The sequence below is a fragment of the Pseudomonas sp. Root71 genome, assembly GCF_001429045.1.
Taxonomy (GTDB): domain Bacteria; phylum Pseudomonadota; class Gammaproteobacteria; order Pseudomonadales; family Pseudomonadaceae; genus Aquipseudomonas; species Aquipseudomonas monachiensis.
Window position 1 is genome coordinate 115112 of record NZ_LMHY01000002.1, and the last position, 25359, is coordinate 140470.

Below are 25359 nucleotides of genomic sequence, written 5' to 3' on the forward strand. Positions count from 1 at the left end.
AGCAAAGAATACTTCGGCTGACACGACCCCTTCGCGAGCAAGCCCGCTCCCACAAGGGATCTGTGGTGTTGGCGGGATCTGTGTCATGCCAGGGTCATAGGGCCATGCTTTAGTTTTTCCTTTTTCAGGGAGAACACCATGAGCGATTTCAACCTCGGGCGCCGTCGTGTCATGCAAGCGGTCGGCGCCGGGCTGTTGTTGCCGGGGCTGGCGCCGGCGGTGATCGCTTCGGTCAAGGATCGGCCGCAACTCACCGACGGCGTGCAGTCCGGCGACCTGCTGGGCGACCGGGCGATCATCTGGAGCCGCTGCGACCGCCCTGCGCGGATGGTGGTGGAGTGGGACACCCGCAGCCTGTTTCCCAACCCTCGGCGATTCGTCTCGCCCCTGGCCGATGCACGCACCGATTTCACAGCCCGGGTCGAACTCACCGGGCTGCCCGCCGATCAGGCGATTTTCTATCGCGTGCAGTTCGAGGACGCCCAGAACGGCGTTGCCAGCGAACCCTGGTTCGGTCACTTGCGCAGCGTGCCGCAAACCCGCCGTGACATCCGTTTCGTCTGGAGCGGCGACACCGTCGGCCAGGGCTTCGGCATCAATCCGGACATTGGCGGCATGCGCATCTACGAAGCAATGCGCCTGCGCCTGCCGGACTTTTTTATCCACAGCGGCGACACCATTTACGCCGACGGCCCGATCCCGGCGCAGCTCACCACGGAAGACGGCCGGGTATGGCGCAACATCACCACCGAAGCCAAGAGCAAAGTCGCCGAGACCCTCGATGAGTATCGCGGCAATTATCGCTACAACCTGATGGACGAAAACATCCGTCGCTTCAACGCCGAGGTCCCGCAGATCTGGCAGTGGGACGACCACGAAGTGGTGAACAACTGGTCGCCGGGCAAGCAGCTGGATGCGCGTTACCAGGACAAGGATATCCACAGCCTGGTGGGCCGCGCACGCCAGGCCTGGCTCGAATACGCGCCAATGCGCTTGCAGAGCGGCGATGGTGGCGGGCGGATCTATCGCAAGCTCGGTTACGGCCCGCTGCTCGATGTATTTGTACTCGACATGCGCAGTTATCGCGGTGCCAACGATGACAACCTGGGCGCTGAAAAACCCTTCCTCGGGCGTGAACAACTGGACTGGCTCCAGCGCGAAATGCAGGCGTCGAATGCGCAATGGAAAGTCATCGCCGCCGACATGCCTATTGGCCTGGGTGTACCCGACGGCGAAGTCAGCCCCGGTGTCGCGCGCTGGGAAGCGGTGGCCAACGGTGACCCAGGCCCGGCCCAGGGGCGTGAATTGGAAATCGCTGAATTGCTCGGTTTCCTGCGGGCGCAGCAGGTGCGCAATTTCCTGTTTCTGACTGCGGATGTGCATTACTGCGCGGCCCATCATTACCACCCGGATCGGGCGGAGTTCCAGGATTTCGAACCGTTCTGGGAGTTCGTCGCCGGACCGTTGAATGCCGGTAGCTTCGGGCCTAATCCGCTGGATAAGACCTTCGGCCCCGAAGTGGTGTTCGAAAAGGCGCCGCCCGCGCAGAACGTCTCGCCGTTTGCCGGCTTTCAGTTTTTTGGCGAGGTGAATATCGATGGTCAGAGCGGGGAGTTGAGCGTGGTGTTGCGGGATCTGGACGGGGTGTCGGTTTTTGAGCAGAAGTTGCAGCCGGTTTGATGCACACCCAAGCCACTGTGGGAGCGAGCAGGCTCGCTCCCACAGTGGCTTGGGGGGTGTCAGTACACGTCGCGGCGGTAGCGGCCCTGTTCGATCAGGCGCTCCACTTCGTCGGCGCCCAGCACTTCGTTGAGTACCTGGTCCACGCCCGAAGCCATGCCTTGAAGGCTGCCGCAGATGTAGATCACCGCACCATCCTCCAGCCACGTCTTGAGCTCGGCCGCGGATTCACGCAGACGGTCCTGTACGTAAATCTTTTCGGCCTGGTCGCGGGAAAACGCCAGGTCGAGGCGCGCCAGATCACCGTTGATCAGCCACTCCTCCAGCTCCTTTCGACACAGGTAGTCGTGCTCGCGATGGCGCTCGCCAAACAGCAGCCACTGACGTTGCTGACCATCGGCAATCCGGGCCTTGAGCAGGCTGCGCAACCCGGCCAGCCCCGTGCCATTGCCCAGCAGGATCATCGGCACCGGTTGGGCCGGCAGATGGAAACCACTGTTGCGCCGTACGCGCAGGCTGATGGCGCTGCCCACCGGCGCGTGTTCGGTCAGCCAGCCGGAACCGACACCGAGGTTGCCGTCGGCATGCACTTCCTGACGCACGATCAACTCCAGCACGCCATCGGCCGGGATCGACGCAATGGAGTACTCGCGCATGGCCAGCGGCACGAGGGCCTCTGCCAACGCTTGGGCGTGCAGGCCGACCAGGTGGGCGCGGTTCTCCGGCAACTGGCGGCTGGCCAGGGCCTGTTCGAGGGCTTCTTCCAGGCCGTTGAGTCGCACCTTGGTTTCACCGTGGATCCCCATGCCGTCGAGGAAGTGCTCGATGGCCCACGGGCAATTGCGCGGCATCACTTCCACCAGGTCGCCCGCCAGCCAGCTGCTGGTGGAAGGCGGCTTGAGGCCCAACAAGTACACCGGCGAACCGCTGCTGTCCGGGTTGAGCAGTTCACGATGCAGCAGGGTCCAGTTGTCGTAGCTGGGCGCTTGCCAGGTATCAACGGGGGCCTGGCCGGTCAACAGGCCCAGTTGCTGTTGCCAGTGGCGCAAGGCGTAAGGGTCACCGCTATCGACCTCCACCGGGGCGAACAGGGTCTTTGCACCCTGTTCGCCCAACCAGGCATGCAGGCGTTTGGCGAAACCGCAGAAGTGTTGATACTGCCGGTCGCCCAACCCAAGGACGGCATAATTCAGGCGTCCCAGGCTCGGTGCCCGGCCCAGTACCTTGCGCTCGAAACCGCGGGCGCTGTCCGGTGCTTCGCCGTCGCCGAAGGTGCTGACCACGAACAAGGCATTGTTCGATTCATGCAAGTCCTGCTCGCTGACGTCCGCCAACGGCTGCACTTTGACCGGCAAGCCTGCAGCCTGCAATTGCCCGGCGGTCTGCCACGCAAGTTGCTCGGCAAAACCACTTTGGCTGGCGAAGCCGATCAGCCACGCCGGCGCGTCGCTGGCGGTTTGCACCAGGTCTTTGCGCGCATCCTTGATCTGGCGTTTTTTGCGCCGACGATCCAGGTACAGCATCCAGCCGGTGATGAAGAACAGTGGCATGGTCAGTGAGGTGATGGTCAGGAGGATGCGCCCGACGATGCCGAAGTAACTGCCAACGTGCAGCGCATAGATGCTGGTCAGCAACTGCGCCTTGAGGCTCTTGTCGCTGTAGCGATCCACCCGTTTGACCACACCGGTGGCCGGGTCGAGGGTGATCTGGTTCAGGGCGCGGTCGTGAGGTGAAGTTTTCAGCAGGAAGAACACGGTCGCCGGTTGACCGGCCACGGGCGGCATGCGCACGTTATAGGAACTGAGTTGCGGGCCGGCCGCGCTGTAGATGCTGCTCCACATCGCCGCGTAATCGGCTGTCGGTGCCGGACCGCTTGGCGCAGGCCCGCGTCCGCCGCGAACGCGTTCGCTCTGCGGTGAGTCGGAGAGCAAGCGGGTCAGTCCCTTGTTGTACCACTCGTAGGACCAGGACAACCCGGTCAGCGCCGCCAGGAGGTAAAACACCAGGCACCAGGTACCGGCCACCGAGTGCAGGTCCCAGTTGAAACTGCGGCCCTTTTTCTTCCAGTCCAGGGTCAGCCAGGCACGCCAGCTTTTCCACTGGCGAGGCCAGCGCAGGTACAGGCCGGACAGGCAGAAGAACACCAGGATCAGCGTGCACGCGCCGGTGATCTGCCGACCCGTGTCGCCCATGGCGAGGAAGCGGTGCAGTTGCAGCATCAGGCCGAAGAAGCCCTGGCCGGAGGCATCGCCAAGGAACTCGGCGGTGTACGGGTCGAAGTAGCGCATCTCGCCACGGCGCTCACCCGGCGGCGGGGTGAACCACACTTTGGCGGCGTTGCCGCTGTCGGTTTCCACCGTGAGCATCGAGACTTTTTTGCCCGACACGGCTTCGATGTGCTCCACCAGCTCGACAGGCGGCAGCACACCGGCGACCTGTTTTTCGACCTGCAATACAGACGGGTTGAGTGTGCTCAGGATTTCATCCTGAAACGACACCGCCGCCCCGGTGATGCCCATAAGGGCCAGGACCAGCCCGGCGCTGATGCCGAAAAACCAGTGCAACTGGAACAGGGTTTTCTTCAACACGTCGCTCGCCTTGTTCGTTCAAGTTGATTCATCACGGCGCGCATTATGCCGTGGGGTTGTCGAGAAGCATTCTTTTTTACGCACAAAAGCCCCGTTCAGTTGAACGGGGCCTGGCCTTTCAAGCGCAGTCCATGTGGGAGCAAGCCCGCTCCCACAGTTTCTACATCTATCAGAAGTGGAAGTTGGTGCTCAGCAAAGCGGTACGACCGGCCGCCTGGTTGGCGAAGTGAGTCGAGAACGCCTTGTCGTAGTAGGTTTCGTCGGTCAGGTTCTGCACGTTCAGTTGCAGGTCGACGTTCTTGGTCAGCTTGTAGGCCGCCATCGCGTCGTAACGAACGTAGGAATCGACCATGGTGGTGTTGGCGGCACTGCCGAACACGTCATCGACATAGAACGCACCGCCGCCGATGGTCAGCCTTGGCGTGACCTGATAGGTCGTCCACAGGCTGGCGCTGTTTTTCGGCGTGTTAGGCAGTTCGTTGCCATCGTTGGCTTTGTTTGCCGGCATGTCGCCGCCATCGACTTGTTCACTGTCCATGTAGGCATAACCGGCGAAGACCTGCCATTTGTCGGTGAGCTTGCCGGTGGCCGACAGTTCGACACCTTGAACGCGGGTTTTGCCGACGTTTTCGTACGTCGTGGTGTTGGTCTGCACACGAGCGTTTTCTTTCTCGGTGCGGAAGATGTCGGCGGTCAGGGACAGACGATCATTCAGCAGGTCCCACTTGGTGCCGATCTCGTAGTTCTTGGTGGTTTCCGGCTCCATGTCGCTTTTCAGCAGGTTGCCGTTGCGATCCGGCGTGCCGCCCAGCGGGTTGCCTTCCGAACCTTCGCCCAAGGTGTTGCCCGGTGGCGTGGCAGATGTCGCGTAGGACGCATAGATGCTGCCGTTTTCGGCTGGTTTGTACACCACGCCGAACTGACCGGTAACGAATTCGCTGGTGTCATCGCCTTTGGACGTGGTCACGCTGGAACCGTTGAAGGTTTTGTAGTCGGTGTCGAAATGGTCGTAGCGCAGCCCCATGTTCACCAGCCACTGTTCGGACAACGTCAGTGTATCGAACACATACAATGCGTAGGTGTTGGCCTTGGTTTCGGTGCCCGCATAGTTGCGCGAGATGGCGCCGCTCCACGGATCATTCGGGGTCGGGTTGGACAGCGAGGTACAGTTGTAACCGCTTGGCGCGCCGATCATTGCCGGCGAGCAGTTGGTGGTTACCGCTGCTGTTCCCGGGGTGGTGTCCGTGTTGACGTTGTACGAGGATTTTTCACTTTCCTCATGGGTGTATTCGACACCGGTGGAGAAGCTGTTCTTGAATCCGGCGATGTAGACATCACCAAACAGGTCGGTCTGGTTGGTGGTGGTCTCGGTGTTGCTCACGCGGGTGTTCGCCCGACGCCAGACACTGCCGTTGTTGACGTTGCCTTTACTGTCGTCAGGCTGGGTCAGGATGTAGTCCTGCATGCTGGAGCCGTGACGCAGGGTGTTCTTGATGGTCAGCGAGTCGCTCAGGTCGTGCTCGATGGCGAAGGTCGCCGTGTCGGTGCGGGTCTTGCGGAAGTCGCGATCGGTCAGGCCATAGAAATTGCTGCTGTCGCCGCCGTCATTCGGCTTGTCCGGGTTGGATTTGGTACGGGCGGCCGAGCCTCCGGTCGGGATGCTGTACGGAATACCCGAGTCCGGCAGGTCGTTGCTTTCGAGGTGGTAGTAGTCGAGGTTGACGCGGGTGTCGGTGCCCAGGCCGAAGGCCAGGGACGGTGCAACACCCCAACGGTCGTAGTTGACGCTGTCACGTCCGGCGACGTTGCTCTCGTGGCTCAGCAGGTTCAGACGGCCGGCGGCGGTATCGGTGAACTGGTAGTTGCCGTCAAAGGTGTAGCGCTGGGTCTGGTCGGAACCCCAGGTGAAACCACCGTCGAGCGAGTCGCCCAGGTGAGCTTTCTTGCTGACCAGGTTGATGCTGCCGCCCGCAGCGCCACGGCCGCCGATGGCGGAGTTCGGGCCCTTGCTGACTTCGATCGATTCAACGGCGAAGATTTCGCGGCTCTGGGAACCGGTGTCGCGCACGCCGTCCAGGTAAGTGTCGCCTTGGGCGTCGAAGCCGCGGATGAATGGACGATCACCCTGGGGGTTGCCACCTTCACCGGCACCGAAAGTGATGCCAGGAACGGTGCGTAGCGCGTCCTGCATATTGAGGGCGCCGGTGTCTTTGAGAACCTGTTGCGGAATGACGGTTACCGAGCGCGGCGTGTCGATCAGCGGCGCGGTGTACTTGGGCGAGGAGGCTTTCTCTACGTTGTAGGTTGTCTCGTCCTGGGCTTCGCCGGTGATGGCGGTGGCGCCCAGCGAAATCACTTTGTCGGGGGCTTTTTCGTCGGTTTTTTCCGCCGCGAAAACCATGTGGCCCGCAGACCCGGCAGTTATCGCCATGCCGATGGCCGATGCGAGCAGACGTGGTGAACTGACCGGTACTTGTGGTTGTTGACGCGACATTTGGATTCCCCTCCCCAAGGATTTGAGGCCGCGGAATATAGTGTAAATAAGTATTTGTAACAATTGCGAAATATTACTATTCGCACTGAATTTACAATCTTTACAATTTAACCTTACGGTTTCTGCTGACTCATTCGTCAGATGTGTTTTACACAGGCAATAAGAATCAATACCATTGGCGCTCCTTTGTATTCAGGTGTCTTTGTCATGCTGCTGCACATTCCCGGCCTGTTTGAAAAAGACGAGGTGCAGCGCATTCGCGAGGCTCTGGAGCAAGCCGATTGGGCCGATGGCAAGATCACCGCCGGCTACCAGTCGGCCAAGGCCAAGCACAATTTGCAGCTGCCCGAAGGGCATCCGCTGGCCAAGGAGATCGGCGCGGCGATGCTGGAGCGGCTGTGGAAAAATCCGCTGTTCATGTCAGCAGCCTTGCCGCACAAAGTCTTTCCACCGTTGCTGAACTGTTACACCGCCGGTGGCAGTTTCGACTTCCATATCGACAACGCGGTGCGTCAGCCCAAGGGCGGCATCGAGCGGGTGCGCACGGATTTGTCCGCCACGCTGTTCTTCAGCGAGCCGCAGGATTACGACGGCGGCGAGCTGGAGATCCAGGACACCTTTGGCACTCAACGGGTGAAGCTGCCTGCCGGCGACATGGTGCTTTACCCAGGCACCAGCCTGCACAAGGTCAATGCGGTGACACGCGGAACGCGACTCGCCTCGTTTTTCTGGACGCAAAGCCTGGTGCGTGAAGACAGCCAGCGCGCCCTGTTGTTCGAGATGGACGGGGCCATCCAGCAACTGACCCGCGATGTGCCCGATCATCCATCGCTGATCCGCCTCACCGGTACCTATCACAACCTGTTGCGGCGCTGGGTCGAGGTGTAAGTGGCAGATTTCCGTTTACGCCGCGAGGAAATGCTCGACGGTGAGCGCCTGCGCGCGATGCTCGACGAAAGTCCGGCCCGGGCGGCCCAGGCGATTCTGATCGCGGCCCGCGAAGACGTCCTCGATGCGCAGGCGTTGCTCGGGCAGATTTTGCTGGACGGGCAGGGCATTGCTCAGGATCGGCCGCTGGCACTGCGTTGGTTCGATATCGCCGCGCGACGCGGGCATGTGATGGCGCGCAACATGCTCGGCCGTTGTCATGAGCATGGTTGGGGCTGTGCTGCCGATACATCGCTAGCGGCCAGGCATTACCGACTTGCCGCCAGTGCAGGGCTGGATTGGGCGATGTACAACTACGCCAATCTGCTGGCGACCGGTCGCGGGGTGGTTGAGGACCAGTTTCAAGCACTGAGTCTCTATCGCCGTGCGGCTGAGTTGGGCCATGCAAAATCGATGAATCTGTTGGGACGGTATCTGGAAGAAGGGCGGGTTTGTCCCGCGGATCCGGCTGCGGCTCGTAACTGGTATCGACGTTCGGCCGAGGGTGGGGATTTTCGCGGGCAGTTCAGCTTTGCAGCGGTCTTGACCGACGAAGGGAATATCGAGGATGCGTTGCTCTGGCTGCACAAGGCGCTGGCCGGGGGGAATCTGAATTTTCTGCGGGTGGCGAGTCAGGCGCTGATGGACGCGACCGATCCGAGGATTCAGGCACTGGCCGACGATTACGCTCGCCGCTGCGCCGATCTGCAGCGAACTCAATCCATGTAGGAGCTGCCGAAGGCTGCGATCTTTTGACCTTTAGAAGCAAGATCAAAAGATCGCAGCCTTCGGCAGCTCCTACCGAGGCGAATTTCAGGCACAAAAAAACCCATGACATGTCATGGGCTTTTGTTTTCTACGCAGTATTTACACGTAGAACGACTTCAGCGGCGGGAAGCCGTTGAATTCAACAGCGCTGTAGCTGGTGGTGTACGCACCGGTCGACAGCCAGTACAGGCGATCACCGATGGCCAGGTTCAGCGGCAGGCCGTACTTGTAGTTTTCGTACATGATGTCGGCGCTGTCGCAGGTAGGACCGGCGATGACCACTTCTTCCATCTCGCCTTTCTTCTCGGTCCAGATCGGGAACTTGATGGCTTCGTCCATGGTTTCGATCAGGCCGGAGAACTTGCCCACATCCGTATACACCCAACGCTCGACGGCGGTACGGGATTTACGCGCAACCAGCACCACTTCACTGACCAGGATGCCGGCGTTGGCGATCAGCGAACGGCCTGGTTCCAGGATGATTTCCGGCAAGTCATCACCGAAGTCTTCCTTCAGGAAACGGATGATTTCCTCGGCGTAGGTTTCCAGGCTGTTGGTGCGGGTGATGTAGTTGGCCGGGAAGCCGCCGCCCATGTTGATCAGCTTCAGATGGATGCCGTCTTCTTCTTTCAGACGCTCGAAGATCACTTTGACCTTGGCGATCGCGGCGTCCCAGACGCTGATGTCGCGCTGTTGCGAGCCAACGTGGAACGAGATGCCGTAAGGCACCAGGCCCAGGTCGCGAGCGAGGATCAGCAGGTCCATGGCCATGTCGGTCTGGCAGCCGAATTTGCGCGACAGTGGCCAGTCGGCGGTGGTCGAGCCTTCGGTCAGGATGCGTACGTAGACTTTCGAGCCCGGAGCGGCCTTGGCGATGTTGCGCAGGTCGGCTTCGGAGTCGGTGGCGAACAGGCGCACGCCCTTCTCGTAGAAGTAGCGGATGTCCTTGGACTTCTTGATGGTGTTGCCGTAGCTGATCTGGTCGGCGCTGACGCCGCGCCCCAGCACTTTGTCCAGCTCATAGATAGAGGCGATGTCGAAGCTCGAACCTTTCTCTTTGAGCAGGTCGATGATTTCCACGGCCGGGTTGGCCTTGACCGCGTAGTAGACCTTGGCGAATTCGAAACCGGCGCGCAGATCGTCATAGGCCTGGCTGATCATCGCGGTGTCGATCACCACGAATGGGGTTTCCTGTTTGTCGGCGAACGCCTTCATTTTCTGAAAGGTTTCACGCGCGAAATAGTCTTCGACCTGGATCGACATACCTGGGAGCTCCTAAAGGCAAACGTTGTTAATCAATGGGTGCAAATGAACGTCCTCCGTATCCCCACTTTGGTTCGCCTACTTCCCAAGGCATGTCGCCGAAAGCAAAAAGGCCATGGGAAGTGCAGCTTTCCCTTGGCCTTGCTGTCTCGTCGTCAGTACTTGAGCCGGATGGATCGTTTCCAGCATGGACGTTCGGCGCGAACTTTAGGGCGTGAGGGGCTTGAGATCAACAAAAAATGTCGCGTTTTTGCACTCTTCTGACGCGCGTTGCGGGCATCACTCTTTGTAACCGACCCAGATGACAGTCGGATGTTCCCGAGGAATTATGAAGTGTTAAGAATACCTGCACGTTCAACGCTTTTGTGCGCTAAGTCGCTAGTGAATACGATAGCGTCAACATCGGCGACGTTGGCTGCGAAAAGGTGAGTTGAGAGGGGATTTGACCATTCCGGAGCGTGTTTCCGGACTGATTTAGCAGACGCTACTGTTGATATTTTTTTCCGGCCTGCGAATCACTGGAAAATTGCATGGAACCTGTGGGAGCGAGCTTGGTCCGGGCTCGCTCCCACAGGGTTTGTATTTTTACCGGGTAATGTGAGCTGTCAGGCGACCACTGCCTCGGCAGGCGACACGATGTTGGTCTTCATTCCTCGCGAACGACCTGAGCTCAAGTAAGCTGCAATCGACTCCTGCGTCACCTCACCCAAAAACACCCGCTCGGCATCCATCACCGGCAACCACGCTCGATTGAACTCGTACATGCGCGACAGCAGGATGCGCAAATGTTCGTCGTACGCCGCCGTGGCATTGAACTCGCGTTGGTACTGCGCGCAGGTGCCGGTCTGACGGTGCAGGTCGCGACGTCGTACGTAACCCAGGGCTTTATTCTCGGCACAAGTGACCACCACATAGCGTCGGTCATGCTCGTCCATCAACTCCAGCGCTTCAGCCACCGGGGTTTGCGGGCTGACGGATGGGGCGTTGTCCGCCGCGTCTTCGGCTTTCACCAACAGCAGACGCTTGAGCGTGCTGTCCTGTCCGACGAAGTTGCTGACAAACTCATCCGCCGGATGCGCGAGCAGAGTGTCCGGGTGATCGATCTGCAGCAGCTTGCCGGCGCGGAAGATCGCAATCTTGTCGCCGAGCTTGATAGCCTCGTCGATGTCGTGGCTGACCATGATCACGGTCTTGTTCAGCGCCCGCTGCATTTCGAAAAATTCGTTCTGGATCATCTCGCGGTTGATCGGGTCGACCGCACCGAAGGGTTCGTCCATCAGCAACAGCGGCGCATCGGCGGCCAGTGCGCGAATCACGCCGATCCGCTGTTGCTGCCCACCGGACAATTCCCGTGGGTAACGATGCAGATACTGCTTGGGTTCGAGCTTGATCATGCTCATCAGTTCGCGGGCGCGGTCGTGGCATTTCTGTTTATCCCAGCCGAGCAGCTTCGGCACCACCACAATGTTCTCCTCGATGGTCATGTTCGGGAACAGACCGATCTGCTGGATCACGTAGCCGATGTTGCGGCGCAGGGTCACTTCGTCGAGGCCGGTGGTGTCTTCGCCGTTGATCAGGATCTTGCCCGAGGTCGGATTGATCAGGCGGTTGATCATTTTCAGCGTGGTGCTTTTACCGCAACCCGATGGCCCGAGGAACACGCAGATTTCGCCTTCATTGACGGTCAGGCTTACCGAGTCCACGGCTTTCACATCTTTGCCGTTGCTTTGGAAGGTCTTGCTGAGGTTTTGAAGTTCGATCATTTGAGTAATCCTTTTGGAGTCAGCGAGCGTTGCAGCCATTGCAGAAGCAGGTCGGCGAAGATGGCCAGCACACTGACCAGAACAGCGCCGACAATCAGCATCGACATGTCGCTGCGGCTGATGGAGGCGAGGATGAGTACGCCCAGACCGCCGGCGCCGATGGTGGCAGCGATGGTCATGACGCCGATGTTCATCACCACGGCGGTGCGCACACCGGCGAGGATCACCGGCACGGCGATGGGCAACTCGACCATGCGCAGGCGCTGGCCGAAGGTCATGCCGATGCCGCGGGCGGCTTCGCGGATGCCCGGTTCGACGCTGGTCAGGGCCAGGTAGGTGTTACGCATGATCGGCAGCAGCGAGTACAGGAACACCGCGGTAATCGCCGGCATCGGCCCCAGGCCCTGGCCGAACTTTGAGTAGAACGGCAGCAGCAGGCCGAACAGGGCAATCGACGGCACGGTCAGCAGCACCGTGGCGCTGGCTTGCAAGGGGCCGGCGAGACTCGGGAAGCGCGTCATCAAAATGCCCAATGGCACGCCGACCAGAATCGCCAGGGTCACGGCAATGCCGACCAGGGTGATGTGTTGCCACGTCAGGTGTAAGACCAATGGCCAGTCGAGATGGGAAAAGGCGTTCAGGAATTCCATGACTTTTCCTCCTTAATTGATCGGGTGTTGGCGCAGGAAATCGGCGGCGACGGCTGAAGGACTTTGGTGCTCGACGTCGACCCGGGCGTTGAGTTCGCGCATGGTGTTGTCGTCGAACAGTTCAGCCAGCGGCTTGAGCTGAGCGGCTAATTGCGGATGCGCATCGAGGTAGGCCTGACGCACCACCGGTGCGGCGGTGTAGTCGGGGAAGTAGTGCTTGTCGTCTTCCAGCAGTTTCAGCTTGAAGGCGTTGAGGCGACCGTCGGTGGTGTAGACCAGGCCGGCAAACACCTGGCCGTTACGCAGCGCGGTGTAGACCAGGCCGGCGTCCATCTGCCGGATATTCTTGCGGGTCAGGTTCATGTCGTAGAGCTTGACCATGCCATCCAGACCGTCCGAACGGTTGGCGAACTCGGTATCCAGCGCCACCAGATTGTTGGTCCCGGCTTCCTTGCGCAGCACCGTGTTCAGCTCACTGATGGTGTTGATCCGTGGGTATTGGTCGGCGACGTTCTTCGGCAGGGCGAGGGCGTAGGTGTTGCTGAATTTCGACGGGGTGAGCCAGACCAGGCCTTTTTTCGCGTCGAGTTCTTTTACTCGTGCGTAGGACTGTTCGCTGTCGAGTTTTTCAGTGACATGGTTGTAGGCCACCAGCGACACGCCGGTGTATTCCCAGAGCATGTCCAGTTGGCCGCTTTCGTGGGCGCTGCGGGCCAGATTGCTGCCCAGGCCGCCGGTCACTTGCACTTCGTAACCCTTGGTGCGCAGGTACTGCGAAGTGATTTCCGCCAGCAGGGTTTGTTCGGTGAACACCCGGGCGCCGATGCGGATCAAGGGTTTATCGGCGGCTTGGGCAAATCCTGCGAACAGCAGGACGCAGCCTAGTAAAAAGCTTGATGTTTTCATGACGATTCCTTTGCCGGGGCTTAAGACGGGCGCAAGCCGCGTTCGAGCCAGAGGCGGCTGGCGAGTGTCACCAGGCCGTCGAGCAACAAGGCCAGCAAGGCGGTGCAGGCCGCGCCGAGCAGTAATTGCGGCTGATTGTTCAGGGCAATCCCGGGGAAGATCAGGCTGCCGAGACTGTTGGCGCCGATCAGGAACGCCAGCGGCGCGGTCCCCACGTTGATCGCCAACGCCACGCGAACACCACCGATGATGATCGGCACCGCGTTGGGCAATTCGACTTTCCACAGCACCTGGCGCGGGGTCATGCCGATGCCGACGGCGGCTTCCTTGAGCGACCCCTGAACGTTTTTCAGGCCTTCATAGGTGTTGCGCACGATGGGCAGTAGTGAGGCGAGGAACAGGGCGAAGATGGCCGGACCGCTGCCGATGCCGAGGATGCCCAGGGCGATGGCCAGGACGGCGAGGGGCGGAACGGTGTTGCCGATGTTGAAGAACTGCATGAAGCGTTCGGCGCGGCCGACCATGGACGGGCGGCTGAGGAGGATGCCGGCAGGAATGCCCACGACAAGGGCGGCCAGCATGGAAGCGAGGACGAGAACCAGATGAGCTTGCAGATAAAACAACAAATCGTCGCGGTAAAGTTCGATCGTGTTGATGCCGATCCATTGGATCAGCAGGGCCAGAAGGGCGATTACCAGCGCGCCTCCTATCAGCCCTTTGCCATAGTGGATAGCCACAGGCGGACTCCTTTTTTCAGTCGGCAAACACTCTTTCGTGTGGCAACGCCATTCCTGGCTGCCGAAAAAATGATCGCGATAAGCAGCTCGAACAGGCCGGCAAAGCGGCATGCATCGAGCCATGAGCACAGCCTCGTCAGGCCGATTTGCAGGTGTTTCAGGCCCCCGACGAGTGGTCGTAACGGGGGAGTGGACGTCTCCGGGCTTTAAAAGGTTCCCATCTGCGGGAGCATTTGGCCACTCCTAATGTGCTCAACGGTTCGGTTCTTGGATCAACTTGGGCTATAATCTGCGCCCTTTTTTGAATCACCTGCCAGGCGATTTCCCATGACCAAACAGGCCGCCGAAGTCGCGAAACGCCGCACTTTCGCCATTATTTCCCACCCCGATGCCGGTAAGACCACCATCACCGAGAAGCTCTTGCTGATGGGCAAGGCGATTGCGGTAGCCGGTACGGTGAAATCTCGTAAATCCGATCGCCATGCCACCTCCGACTGGATGGAAATGGAAAAGCAGCGTGGTATTTCCATTACCACGTCGGTCATGCAGTTCCCGTATCGCGAACACATGATCAACCTGCTCGACACCCCGGGCCACGAAGACTTCTCCGAAGATACCTACCGCACCCTGACCGCGGTGGACTCGGCGTTGATGGTTCTCGATGGCGGTAAAGGTGTAGAGCCACGGACCATCGCCCTGATGGACGTCTGCCGTCTGCGTGACACGCCGATCGTCAGCTTCATCAACAAACTCGACCGTGACATCCGCGACCCGATCGAACTGCTCGACGAAATCGAAGCGGTCCTGAAGATCAAGGCGGCGCCGATCACCTGGCCGATTGGTTGCTACCGCGACTTCAAGGGCGTGTATCACCTCGCCGATGACTACATCATCGTGTACACCGCCGGTCACGGCCACGAACGCACCGAAACCAAGATCATCGAGAAGCTCGACTCCGATGAAGCCCGCGCCCACCTGGGTGACGAGTACGAGCGTTTCATCGAGCAGCTGGAACTGGTGCAGGGCGCCTGCCACGAGTTCAACCAGCAGGAGTTCCTCGACGGTCAGCTGACCCCGGTGTTCTTCGGTACGGCACTGGGCAACTTCGGTGTCGACCACGTCCTCGACGCCGTCGTCGATTGGGCGCCGCGCCCGCTGGCGCGCGTGGCCAACGAGCGTACCGTGGAGCCGGTGGAAGAGAAGTTCTCGGGCTTCATCTTCAAGATCCAGGCGAACATGGACCCGAAGCACCGCGACCGTATCGCCTTCATGCGTATCTGCTCCGGCAAGTACGAAAAAGGCATGAAGATGCGCCATGTGCGCACCGGCAAGGACGTGCGGATCGGCGACGCGCTGACCTTCTTCTCCTCCGAGCGTGAGCAACTGGAAGAAGCCTTTGCCGGCGACATCATCGGCCTGCACAACCACGGCACCATCCAGATCGGCGACACCTTCAGCGAAGGCGAAGCCCTGGGTTTCACCGGTATCCCGCACTTCGCCCCGGAACTGTTCCGCCGCGTGCGTTTGAAAGATCCGCTGAAATCCAAGCAACTGCGCCAGGGCCTGCAACAGCTGGCCGAAGAAGGCGCGACCCAGGTGTTCTTCCCGGAACGCAGCAACGACATCATCCTCGGCGCCGTCGGTGTGCTGCAGTTCGATGTGGTCGCCAGTCGTTTGAAAGAGGAATACAAGGTCGAGTGCTCCTACGAGCCGATCACGGTTTACTCGGCACGCTGGATCGAATGCAGCGACAAGAAGAAGCTTGAGGAATTCTCCAACAAGGCTGTGGAAAACCTGGCACTGGACGGCGGTGGTCACCTGACCTACCTCGCACCGACGCGGGTCAACCTGGCCCTGATGGAAGAGCGCTGGCCGGACGTGAAATTCCGTGCGACGCGTGAGCATCACTAAGCGCTGAGTTGAAATACCCAAAACCCCGTTTGTGAAAGCAGCGGGGTTTTTTATTGCCTATCACATACTTCTGTGGGTTTTTCGGTGTTAGCTGAATTGTGAATAACCCCTATTCCAAACCAATCTGCCAACCCGCTGCATTTTCCCTCGCTCGATAGCATCCAATCTGGAGAACCCGGCTGATCGGAACTAGATTTGACTCAGCGCCAGACAGGCACTCAACGAAAGGACGGAATCGGCTATGAACAGATTGTTTCGCGTTTTACTGCTGTTGAAGGTGATGGTGATGCTCTCGCTCGGCACTTCGATGGCGTGGGCCGAGTGTATCGATCATGGGGAGCAGGCTTCGAGCGGGCAGGCGGGTTATGCGGGGTTGATGATCGCCAAGTCCGAATCGGAACCGGGAGATCAGGGGCAGGGTGGTGCGGACAACGACGATGACTCGACCACCGACGAGCCGGACACCGATGAAGAAGAAAGCGACAGCCAGACGTAGTCGCTCGATAGCGGGCAAAAGAAAACCCCTTCTACCTGAGTGATGCTCAATCGAGGTGGAAGGGGTTGGGTTAACGCGTATTTACTTGAACTACTCAATCCCTGTGGGAGCGGGCTTGCTCCGGGCGGCGTTCCGACGAAAGCGATCTGTCAGTCGACATTGATGTTGACTGGAATGACGCCTTCGCGAGCAAGCCCGCTCCCACATTTTTTATGCCGCGCCGTCGAGGAATTGCTCGGCGTAGTGGCAAGCCACCTGGCGGTTGTCGAGCAGGCGCAGGGCCGGCTCTTCAGTGCTGCAACGCTCGGTGGCGTACGGGCAGCGCTTGTGGAAGGCGCAGCCGGACGGCGGGTTCAGCGGGTTGGGTAGCTCACCGACGATCTTGATTTTTGGCTTGTCCGGATCCGGGTGGATGGCCGGCGTCGCCGACAGTAGCGCCTGGGTGTAGGGGTGCAGAGGGCGTGAATAAATGTCCTCTTTCGTGCCCATTTCCACCGGACGACCGAGGTACATCACCATCACGTGGTCGGCAACGTGGCGTACCACTGCCAGGTTGTGGGAGATGAACACGTAGGCGGTGTTGAACTCTTGCTGCAAATCCATGAACAGGTTGAGCACCTGCGCCTGAATCGACACGTCCAGCGCCGAGGTCGGTTCGTCCGCCACCAGCACTTTCGGTTGCAGCATCATCGCCCGGGCCAGGGCGATCCGCTGGCGCTGGCCGCCGGAGAACATATGCGGATAACGCTGATAGTGCTCGGGACGCAAGCCCACCTGCTTCATCATCGCCTGGACTTTCTCGCGACGTTCGGAGGCGCTCAGGCTGGTGTTGATCAGAAGCGGTTCTGCAAGCTGATCACCGACTTTCTGCCGTGGGTTCAACGAGGCGTACGGGCTCTGGAACACCATCTGCACGTCTTTGCGCAGTTGCTTGCGCTGGGCCTTGTCGGCCCCGGCAACTTCCTGCCCGGCGATTTTCAAGGAGCCGGAGGACGGTTCTTCGATCAGGGTCAGGGCACGTGCCAGGGTGGACTTGCCGCAACCCGACTCGCCGACGACAGCGAGGGTCTTGCCGGCTTCCAGTTCGAACGACACGCCGTTGAGGGCGCGCACGGTGGCGTGCCCCTTGAACAGGCCTCGGGACACCTCGTAGTGACGGGTCAGGTCGCGGGCGGTAAGAACGACGGCCATTACGCCACCTCCTGGTTCAGCGGGTAGAAGCAGCGAGCGAGGCTGTTGCTTTTCTGGTCAAGGGCCGGACGTTGTTGACGGCAGTTGTCTTTCACGTACGGGCAGCGCGGCGACAGCAGGCAACCCTGCGGACGGTCGTAGCGACCGGGCACGATGCCCGGCAGGGTCGACAAACGCGCGGCGCCGAGGCTGTGTTCCGGAATCGCCTTGAGCAGCGCTTCGCTATACGGGTGCGCCGGGATGTCGAACAGTTGCGGCACCTGACCGACTTCGACCGCCTGGCCGGCGTACATCACGCACACGCGCTGGGCGGTTTCGGCCACGACGGCGAGGTCGTGGGTGATCAGCACCAAGCCCATGTTCTGCTCTTTCTGCAACGCCAGCAGCAGGTCCATGATCTGTGCCTGGATGGTCACGTCCAGCGCCGTGGTCGGTTCGTCGGCGATCAGCAGTTTCGGTTCGCCGGCAATCGCCATGGCAATCGCGACACGCTGGCTCATGCCACCGGACAGTTGATGCGGGTAAGCGTCCATACGGCTGGCGGCACCCGGGATCTCGACTTTTTCCAGCAGTTCGATGGCGCGTTTGCGGGCCGCCTTGCCGGACATTTTCAGGTGCAGGCGCAGCACTTCTTCAATCTGGAAGCCGACGGTGTAGCTCGGGTTCAGCGCGGTCATCGGATCCTGGAAGACCATGGACAGGTCTTTACCGACGATCTGTCGACGCTGACGATTGTTGAGCTTGAGCATGTTCTTGCCGTCGAAGTTCAGGGCGTCAGCGGTGACGATCCCCGGATGCTCGATCAGGCCCATCAGCGCCATCATGGTCACGGATTTGCCGGAGCCGGACTCGCCAACGATGGCCAGCACTTCGCCCTTGTCCACTTTCAGGTCGAGGCCATCGACCACTGGCGTGGCGTTTTTGTCGCCGAAGCGAACGTTGAGATTCTTGATTTCTAGCAGTGACATGGGAATCTCCTCAGGCGGCGTTCTTGAGTTTCGGGTCCAGCGCATCGCGCAGGCCGTCGCCCATCAGGTTGATTGCCAGCACGCTGAGCAAAATGGTCAAACCAGGCAGGCTCACCACCCACCAGGCGCGTTCGATGTAGTCGCGGGCCGAAGCCAGCATGGTGCCCCACTCAGGGGTTGGCGGTTGTACGCCAAGGCCGAGGAAGCCCAGTGCGGCGGCATCGAGGATCGCCGAGGAGAAGCTCAGGGTGGCCTGAACGATCAGCGGCGCCATGCAGTTGGGTAGCACGGTGACGAACATCAGGCGCGGCAAGCCGGCACCGGCCAGGCGCGCGGCGGTCACGTAGTCGCGGTTCAGTTCGCCCATCACCGCAGCGCGGGTCAGGCGAACGTACGACGGCAGGGACACCACGGCGATGGCGATCACGGTGTTGATCAGTCCAGGGCCGAGGATGGCGACGATCGCCACGGCCAGCAACAGGGACGGCAGGGCCAGCATGATGTCCATCAGACGCATGATGGTCGGACCGAGCACGCGCGGGAAGAACCCGGCGAACAGGCCCAGCAGGATGCCCGGAATCAGTGACATCACCACCGACGACAAGCCGATCAGCAGCGACAGGCGCGAACCCTGGATCAGTCGCGACAGCAGGTCGCGGCCCAGCTCATCGGTACCGAGCAGGAACTGCAGTTGCCCACCTTCGAGCCAGGCTGGCGGGGTCAGCAGGAAATCGCGGTACTGCTCGCTAGGATCGTGAGGGGCAACCCACGGGGCGAAGATGGCGCAGAAAATCACCAGCAGCATGAACATCAGGCCGGCGACGGCGCCTTTGTTCTTGGAGAACGCTTGCCAGAATTCTTTGTATGGAGACGGGTACAGCAGGCTTTGATCGACTGCTACCGATGGAATTGGAGTGGTCATGGTCATGATCTCAGCGCTGATGACGGATGCGTGGGTTGGCAAAACCGTAGAGGATGTCCACTACGAAGTTGACCAGAATCACCAGGCAGGCGATTAACAGGATGCCGTTTTGTACGACTGGGTAGTCCCGGGCACCAATGGCTTCGATCAGCCATTTGCCGATGCCGGGCCACGAGAAGATGGTTTCGGTCAGGACCGCACCGGCCAGCAGGGTGCCGACTTGCAGGCCGACCACCGTCAGTACCGGGATCAGCGCGTTACGCAGGCCGTGTACGAACACGACGCGCGCCGGCGACAGGCCTTTGGCCTTGGCGGTGCGGATGTAGTCTTCACGCAGCACTTCGAGCATCGACGAGCGGGTCATCCGCGCGATCACTGCCAGCGGAATGGTGCCGAGCACAATGGCCGGCAGGATCAGGTGGTGCAGGGCGTCGAAGAAGGCGTCCGGCTCGTCGGCCAGCAGCGTGTCGATCAGCATGAAGCCGGTGCGCGGCTCGATGTCGTAGAGCAGGTCGATCCGCCCGGACACCGGGGTCCAGCCCAGGCTCACCGAGAAGAACATGATCAGGATCAGGCCCCACCAGAAGATCGGCATCGAGTATCCCGCCAGGGAGACACCCATCACCCCATGGTCGAACAGGGATCCTCGCTTGAGTGCCGCGATCACCCCGGCCAGAAGGCCCAGGATGCCGGCGAACAACAGGGCGGCCATGGACAGTTCCAGGGTCGCGGGGAACAGGGAGGTGAATTCGCTCCACACACTTTCACGGGTACGCAGGGATTCCCCGAGATCGCCGTGGGCCAGCTTGCCGATGTAATCCAGGTACTGGGCATACAGGGGTTTGTTCAGACCTAGGCGTTCCATTGCCTGAGCGTGCATTTCGGGATCGACCCTGCGTTCTCCCATCATGACTTCCACGGGGTCGCCCGGGATCATGCGAATCAACGCGAAAGTCAGCAGGGTGATGCCGAAGAACGTGGGGATCAATAACCCCAGTCGGCGGGCAATAAAACTAAACATCGTGTGTTGTACCTCATCAGCCGGTTAGGCGTGCCCGGCATGCCTGGGTCAGGAATGCCGGGAGTTTTCTTATTACTTCACCTGGGTGGTGGCGAAGTTATTCGTGGTCAGGGGGCTAATGTGATAGCCCTCTACGTTGTTGCGCATTGCGGTAAACATTCTAGTGTGGGCCAAGCTGATCCACGGTTGGTCCTGGTTGAAAATAAGCTGGGCCTGCTCGTACAGGGCTGCACGCTCGGCCGGGTCGGTTTTTTCCCGGGCCTGATCGATCAGGGCCTGGAACTTGTCATTGCACCAGCGGGCGTAGTTTTCGCCGTTCTTGGCCGCTTCACAACTGAGCATAGGCGTCAGGAAGTTATCCGGGTCGCCGTTATCGCCCGCCCATCCGGCGGAAACCATGTCGTGCTCGCCGTTTTTCGCGCGTTTGAGCATTTCGCCCCATTCCATCACGCGAATGTCGATCTTGATCCCGACCTTGGCCAGGTCGGCCTGCATCATCTGCGCACCGAGCATCGGGTTCGGGTTGGTTGCACCGCCTCCGTTGCGGGTGAACAGGGTGAAGGTGGTGCCTTCCGGTACGCCGGCTTCCTTGAGCAGGGCACGGGCCTTGTCCAGATCGCGGACCGGGTTCTTCAGGGTGTGGTTGTAGCCCAGCAGGGTGTCCGGGAACGGGTTGACGGCGGCTGTTGCATTGCCCTTGCCGAACAGCGCGTTGACAGCCGCTTCCTTGTCGAAGGCGATGTCGATGGCTTTACGCACCCGTACATCGCTAAGGTACTTGTGCGTGGTGTTGATGGCGATGTACGCGACGGTCATCGCATTCAGCTCATCGACTTTCAGCTTGTCGTCTTTCCTGATGCTCGGAATGTCATCCGGTTTTGGATACAGCGCGACCTGGCACTCGTTGGCCTTGAGCTTCTGCAGGCGCACGTTGTTGTCGGTGGCGATGGCCAGGATCAGCGCATCAGCCGGAGGCTTGCCTCGGAAGTAGTCCGGGTTGGCCTTGAAGCGAACCTGGGCGTCCTTGTTGTAGCGCTGGAAGACGAACGGGCCGGTGCCGACCGGCTTGTTGTTCAGGTCGCCGGTCTTGTTGGCCTTGAGCAACTGGTCGGCGTACTCGGCGGAGTAGATCGACGAGAAGGCCATGGCGATGTCGGCCAGGAACGGCGCTTCGCGACGGGTCAGGGTGAACTTGACCGTGTTGTCGTCGACTTTCTCGACGCTTTTCAGCAGTTCCTTGAAGCCCATGCTTTCAAAGTACGGGAAGCCCACGCTCGACAGTTTGTGCCATGGATGATTCGGGTCCAGCTGGCGCTGGAAACTCCAGACCACGTCGTCGGCATTCATGTCGCGGGTCGGCTTGAAGTATTCGGTGGTGTGGAACTTGACGCCTTTACGCAGATGAAACGTGTAGCTCAGACCGTCTTCGCTGATGTCCCAGGAATCGGCCAGTGCCGGAATCACTTCGGTGGTACCGGGCTTGAAGTCTGCCAGGCGATTGAAGATGGTTTCGGCCACCGCATCGGCTGTGACTGCAGTCGTGTACTGGACCATGTCGAAGCCTTCGGGGCTGTTTTCGGTACAAACCACCAGGGGTTTGGCCGAGACACCAACAGCGACACTGAGCAACGCAGCCGCGATGGCCGCACGTAGGGGAAGCATTTTCATCAAGAACCCTCTGCAATCAGTTAAAGGACAAAAGCCGAACGGCCGATCCGTCATTGAATCAGCCGTTCGGCACGGGCATTACAGGATGTTGAACGGAACCGTGGTCACGAGACGGAACTCGTTGATGCTGCCATCAGCCTGGTTTTCGCTGGCACGGTGAGCGGTGTAGGTGCCGCGAATCGTGGTGGCCTTGAGCGGGCCGCTCTGCACGGCGTAGGTCGCGCCGATGCCGTATTCATAGTGGTGTTCGCCATCCTGGGACTGGATGCCATCGTAACCCTTGCCTGCCACGCCGCCGTTGCCGGTGTAGTGAGTACCGTCGATACCCCAGCCGCGAGCCTGGTAGATGTTGAACTTCAGGCCTGGCACGCCGTATTCGGCCATGTTCAGACCGTAGGCAACCTGGAACGATTTTTCGTTCGGGCCGTTGAAGTCCGACAGCAGGGAGTTGGCCAGGTAGATACCGTTGGTTTCGTGCAGGTAGTCGAAGTACTCGTTACCGTTCACTTCCTGATACGAGAGGGTCAGGGTATGGGCCTGGTGGGTCAGGCCGAACGACAGCGAGTAGGTGTCGTTGTCGATATCGCCGATCAGGGCTTTACCGGTTTCCTTGGTTTTGTAGTAGTTCAGGCCGGTGGTCAGGCTCAATACCTGGCTGTCGCCCAGTACGTGGGAGGCGCCGAAGTAGTACTGGTTCCAGATGTCTTCAGCCTGGGTCGCCCAGAGGCTGGTGGTCAGGCTGGCAAATGGGGTGTAGGTGATACCGCCGGTGTGAACGTGGTCGGTTTCGACGATGCCGTTGGCGTATTCGGTGCGGAATTTGCGCTGGCTTTCTTCGGTACGCGGTGAGTTGCGGTCGAAGGTGGCCAGGTCGAAGGCCAGGTTGTTCAGCTCTTCGCTGTGCAGGGCCACGCCCTGGAAGCTTGAAGGCAGTGCACGGTTACCGATTACGTCGACCATCGGGCTGCTGAAGTTCATGCGGCCGGCGGTCAGGGTGCTGTTGGAAACACGGGCCTTGACGTTGGCCAGGCCCAGTTTGCTCCACTGGCCTTGAGCGTCGCCGCCCTCTTTGGTCAGGGTACGGTTGTTGCCCGCGCCTGGACGACTGCCTGGTGCGCCGCCGTTGTTCGACGCCAGGTCTTTGCGGTCCTGGTCCAGGGCGATGGCGTTGTACGCCGCCACTTCAGTGCTGAAGCCCACGGTGCCTTCGGTGAAGCCCGAGTTGTACTTGAGGATGGTGCCCTGGACCCAGTTGATCCGGCGATCGGTCGGGGTCGAAACGCCGTCTTTTTTGTAGGCGAATTTGGCGCCGCGGTGCAGTTGCTCATTGGCGTACCAGTTACGCGTGGTGCCGGTGATCGACTGGCCTTCGACAAAGCCAGTGGCTTCGCTCTGGGCGTTTTTCTCGTTCACGGTAACCGGGGTGAAAGCCTGGCTTTGGGTTTCTGCGTAAGCCGTGGCGGTTACGCTGCTGATGGCCAAGGCCAATAACGCGGTGCTGCTCAGTTTCATGGGTAAAGCTCCTTACTTTCTTTTTTTTATGCCGGTCTTTTTTTGTGATCCGGCTATTGGTTTAGAACTCATTCAAGGCATCGCAAACGTTTGCTGTCGGCCAAATTGACAAAAGACGGCAAAGCGTCTGCGTGAGGGCGGAAAATCCGCCCCCCGGCATTTCTGGCTAATCGGTTATTTTTCGATGCTGACACCCGAGAAAACATTGCGACCGAACGGGCTCACCTTGAACCCTTCGATTTTGGCGCTCAGCGGCTGGTTGACCGTTGAGTGGGCGACCGGCGTGATCGGTACCTGCTGCTTGAGGTACTGCTGCGCCTGTTTGTAGAGCAGGGTGCGCTGTTCACGGTCGGTGACGACCTTGGCCTGCTTGATCAGCTTGTCGTAGGCCGGATCACACCACATCGAGTAGTTGTTGCCGCCAATGGCGTCGCAGCTGTAGAGCGTGCCCAGCCAGTTGTCCGGATCACCGTTGTCACCGGTCCAGCCGATCAGGCTGATGTCGTGCTCGCCATTCTTGGTGCGCTTGATGTACTCGCCCCACTCATAGCTGACGATCTTGACCTTGAGGCCGATCTTCGCCCAGTCAGCCTGGAGCATCTCGGCCATCAACTTGGCGTTGGGGTTGTACGGACGCTGGACTGGCATGGCCCAGAGGGTGATCTCGGTACCTTCCTTGACGCCAGCAGCCTTGAGCAGCTCCTTGGCTTTTTCCGGGTTGTAGGCGGCGTCCTTGATCGTGTCGTCGTAGGACCATTGGGTTGGCGGCATGGCGTTGACCGCCAGTTGCCCCGCGCCCTGGTAGACGGCATTGAGAATGCCTTGCTTGTTCACCGCCATGTCCAGCGCCTGGCGCACTTCGAGCTGGTCGAAGGGTTTGTGGCGCACGTTGTAGGCGATGTAGCCGAGGTTGAAGCCAGGCTTCTCGATCAGTTGCAGGGCCGGGTCGCTCTTCAGCGCGGTTACATCGGCAGGGCGTGGATGCAAGGTGATCTGGCACTCGCCGGCCTTGAGTTTCTGCACGCGCACCGAGGCGTCGGTGTTGATGGCGAAAATCAGGTTGTCGAGCTTGACCCGGCTCGGGTCCCAGTAATGCTGGTTGCCGGTGTAACGGATGTTCGAGTCTTTCTGGTAGCTCTTGAACACGAACGGCCCGGTGCCGATCGGCTTCTGGTTGATGTCGCTCGGCTTGCCCTCGGCCAGCAGCTTGTCGGCGTATTCGGCCGAAAGGATGGCGGCGAAGCTCATGGCGATGTTCTGGATGAACGCGGCGTCCACGCTATTGAGCGTAAAGACCACGGTCAGCGGCCCGGTCTTTTCGACCTTGGCGATGTTCTTGTTCAGGCTCATGCCGTTGAAGTACGGAAACTCTGTCGGATAAGCCTTACGGAAAGGTTGTTGCGGGTCGAGCATGCGATTGAACGTGAACAACACGTCATCGGCGTTGAAGTCCCGGGTCGGCGTGAAGTATTTGGTGGTATGAAACTTCACCCCTTCGCGCAGGTGGAAGGTGTATTTGAGGCCGTCCTCGGAAATATCCCAGCTCGTGGCCAGGCCCGGTACGACGTTGGTCGCGCCTTTTTCAAACTCTGCCAATCGGTTGTATAGCGGCTCGGCGGCGTCGTTGTCAGTCGCAGTGGTGTACTGCGCCGTGTCGAAACCGGCGGGGCTGCCTTCGGAGCAGAACACCAGGCTGTTGTTGGCGGCCTGGCTGATGGAAGTGGCGCCCAACAGACCGGTGCCCAGCAAAGCGGATAAAACCAGGGTATGGCGCATAACGCTTCCTTTTCTCTCAAATGTTGTCAATGAGCCGCCGTCCCGTGCGCGGACGTAGAGGCATCACTGATTTCAAACCATGCACACAGCAGTAACCGATGACCCACGCGTGCACTGG

Annotated in this window: 19 protein-coding genes; 5 read left to right on the forward strand and 14 right to left on the reverse strand. The window is 60.0% G+C overall.

Annotation, left to right across the window (positions count from 1 at the left end; all coding sequences use genetic code 11):
- Positions 1-138: 138 nt before the first annotated feature.
- A complete protein-coding gene (locus tag ASD95_RS03760; protein WP_056728263.1) occupies positions 139-1680 on the forward strand; it encodes an alkaline phosphatase D family protein in 1542 nt (513 codons plus the stop codon).
- 59 nt (positions 1681-1739) lie between these two features.
- Here ASD95_RS03760 and ASD95_RS03765 read toward each other — a convergent pair whose 3' ends face one another.
- Both ASD95_RS03765 and ASD95_RS03770 read right to left on the reverse strand, forming a co-directional pair.
- Complete coding sequence (locus tag ASD95_RS03765; protein ID WP_056728264.1) at positions 1740-4268, reverse strand: PepSY domain-containing protein; 2529 nt, start codon at positions 4266-4268, stop codon at positions 1740-1742.
- A 169-nt stretch (positions 4269-4437) separates the two neighbouring features.
- Positions 4438-6762 carry a TonB-dependent receptor gene (locus tag ASD95_RS03770; RefSeq protein ID WP_056728266.1) on the reverse strand — a complete coding sequence of 775 codons (2325 nt, stop codon included), beginning with the start codon at positions 6760-6762 and terminating at the stop codon, positions 4438-4440.
- Positions 6763-6969: 207 nt separating this feature from the next.
- On the opposite strand from ASD95_RS03770, the gene ASD95_RS03775 reads away from it, so the two are divergent.
- Together ASD95_RS03775 and ASD95_RS03780 are read left to right on the forward strand one after the other, a co-directional pair.
- A complete protein-coding gene (locus ASD95_RS03775) occupies positions 6970-7650 on the forward strand; it encodes a Fe2+-dependent dioxygenase (protein ID WP_056728267.1) in 681 nt (226 codons plus the stop codon).
- 30 nt (positions 7651-7680) lie between these two features.
- Positions 7681-8418, forward strand: a complete 738-nt coding sequence (locus tag ASD95_RS03780) for a tetratricopeptide repeat protein (RefSeq protein ID WP_056728268.1) — start codon at positions 7681-7683, stop codon at positions 8416-8418.
- Positions 8419-8556: 138 nt separating this feature from the next.
- Here ASD95_RS03780 and ASD95_RS03785 read toward each other — a convergent pair whose 3' ends face one another.
- The 5 genes from ASD95_RS03785 to ASD95_RS03805 all read right to left on the reverse strand — a co-directional run bounded on the left by ASD95_RS03785 (position 8557) and on the right by ASD95_RS03805 (position 13776).
- Positions 8557-9720, reverse strand: a complete 1164-nt coding sequence (locus tag ASD95_RS03785) for a type III PLP-dependent enzyme (protein WP_056728269.1) — start codon at positions 9718-9720, stop codon at positions 8557-8559.
- A 605-nt stretch (positions 9721-10325) separates the two neighbouring features.
- Positions 10326-11483, reverse strand: coding sequence for an osmoprotectant ABC transporter ATP-binding protein OsmV (locus tag ASD95_RS03790; RefSeq protein WP_056728271.1), 1158 nt, complete (start codon positions 11481-11483; stop codon positions 10326-10328).
- Complete coding sequence (locus tag ASD95_RS03795; RefSeq protein ID WP_056728273.1) at positions 11480-12133, reverse strand: ABC transporter permease; 654 nt, start codon at positions 12131-12133, stop codon at positions 11480-11482. The genes ASD95_RS03790 and ASD95_RS03795 overlap by 4 nt, the downstream gene beginning before the upstream one ends.
- A 12-nt stretch (positions 12134-12145) precedes the next feature.
- Positions 12146-13039: a glycine betaine ABC transporter substrate-binding protein gene (locus tag ASD95_RS03800; protein WP_056728278.1), complete on the reverse strand. Its 894-nt coding sequence runs from the start codon at positions 13037-13039 to the stop codon at positions 12146-12148.
- Between the two features lie 20 nt (positions 13040-13059).
- Complete coding sequence (locus tag ASD95_RS03805) at positions 13060-13776, reverse strand: ABC transporter permease (RefSeq protein WP_056728281.1); 717 nt, start codon at positions 13774-13776, stop codon at positions 13060-13062.
- Positions 13777-14103: 327 nt separating this feature from the next.
- Here ASD95_RS03805 and ASD95_RS03810 point away from each other — a divergent pair, with 327 nt between their 5' ends.
- Together ASD95_RS03810 and ASD95_RS03815 are read left to right on the forward strand one after the other, a co-directional pair.
- On the forward strand, positions 14104-15687 hold the full coding sequence (locus ASD95_RS03810; protein ID WP_056728283.1) for a peptide chain release factor 3: 1584 nt from the start codon (positions 14104-14106) through the stop codon (positions 15685-15687).
- Between the two features lie 241 nt (positions 15688-15928).
- Positions 15929-16183: a hypothetical protein gene (locus tag ASD95_RS03815; RefSeq protein ID WP_056728285.1), complete on the forward strand. Its 255-nt coding sequence runs from the start codon at positions 15929-15931 to the stop codon at positions 16181-16183.
- A gap of 210 nt (positions 16184-16393) precedes the next feature.
- Here the strand turns inward: ASD95_RS03815 and ASD95_RS03820 are convergent, their stop codons facing one another.
- The 7 genes from ASD95_RS03820 to ASD95_RS03850 form a co-directional block, all read right to left on the reverse strand.
- Positions 16394-17374, reverse strand: coding sequence for a peptide ABC transporter ATP-binding protein (locus tag ASD95_RS03820; protein WP_056728287.1), 981 nt, complete (start codon positions 17372-17374; stop codon positions 16394-16396).
- Positions 17374-18342: an ABC transporter ATP-binding protein gene (locus ASD95_RS03825; RefSeq protein WP_056728291.1), complete on the reverse strand. Its 969-nt coding sequence runs from the start codon at positions 18340-18342 to the stop codon at positions 17374-17376. The genes ASD95_RS03820 and ASD95_RS03825 overlap by 1 nt, the downstream gene beginning before the upstream one ends.
- A gap of 10 nt (positions 18343-18352) precedes the next feature.
- Positions 18353-19264, reverse strand: a complete 912-nt coding sequence (locus ASD95_RS03830; RefSeq protein ID WP_056728293.1) for an ABC transporter permease subunit — start codon at positions 19262-19264, stop codon at positions 18353-18355.
- Between the two features lie 10 nt (positions 19265-19274).
- Positions 19275-20285, reverse strand: coding sequence for an ABC transporter permease subunit (locus ASD95_RS03835; RefSeq protein ID WP_056728294.1), 1011 nt, complete (start codon positions 20283-20285; stop codon positions 19275-19277).
- Positions 20286-20357: 72 nt separating this feature from the next.
- On the reverse strand, positions 20358-21953 hold the full coding sequence (locus ASD95_RS03840) for an ABC transporter substrate-binding protein (RefSeq protein ID WP_056728297.1): 1596 nt from the start codon (positions 21951-21953) through the stop codon (positions 20358-20360).
- A gap of 78 nt (positions 21954-22031) precedes the next feature.
- Positions 22032-23465: an OprD family porin gene (locus tag ASD95_RS03845; protein ID WP_056728298.1), complete on the reverse strand. Its 1434-nt coding sequence runs from the start codon at positions 23463-23465 to the stop codon at positions 22032-22034.
- Between the two features lie 174 nt (positions 23466-23639).
- Positions 23640-25241 carry an ABC transporter substrate-binding protein gene (locus ASD95_RS03850; RefSeq protein ID WP_056728299.1) on the reverse strand — a complete coding sequence of 534 codons (1602 nt, stop codon included), beginning with the start codon at positions 25239-25241 and terminating at the stop codon, positions 23640-23642.
- Positions 25242-25359: the final 118 nt, after the last annotated feature.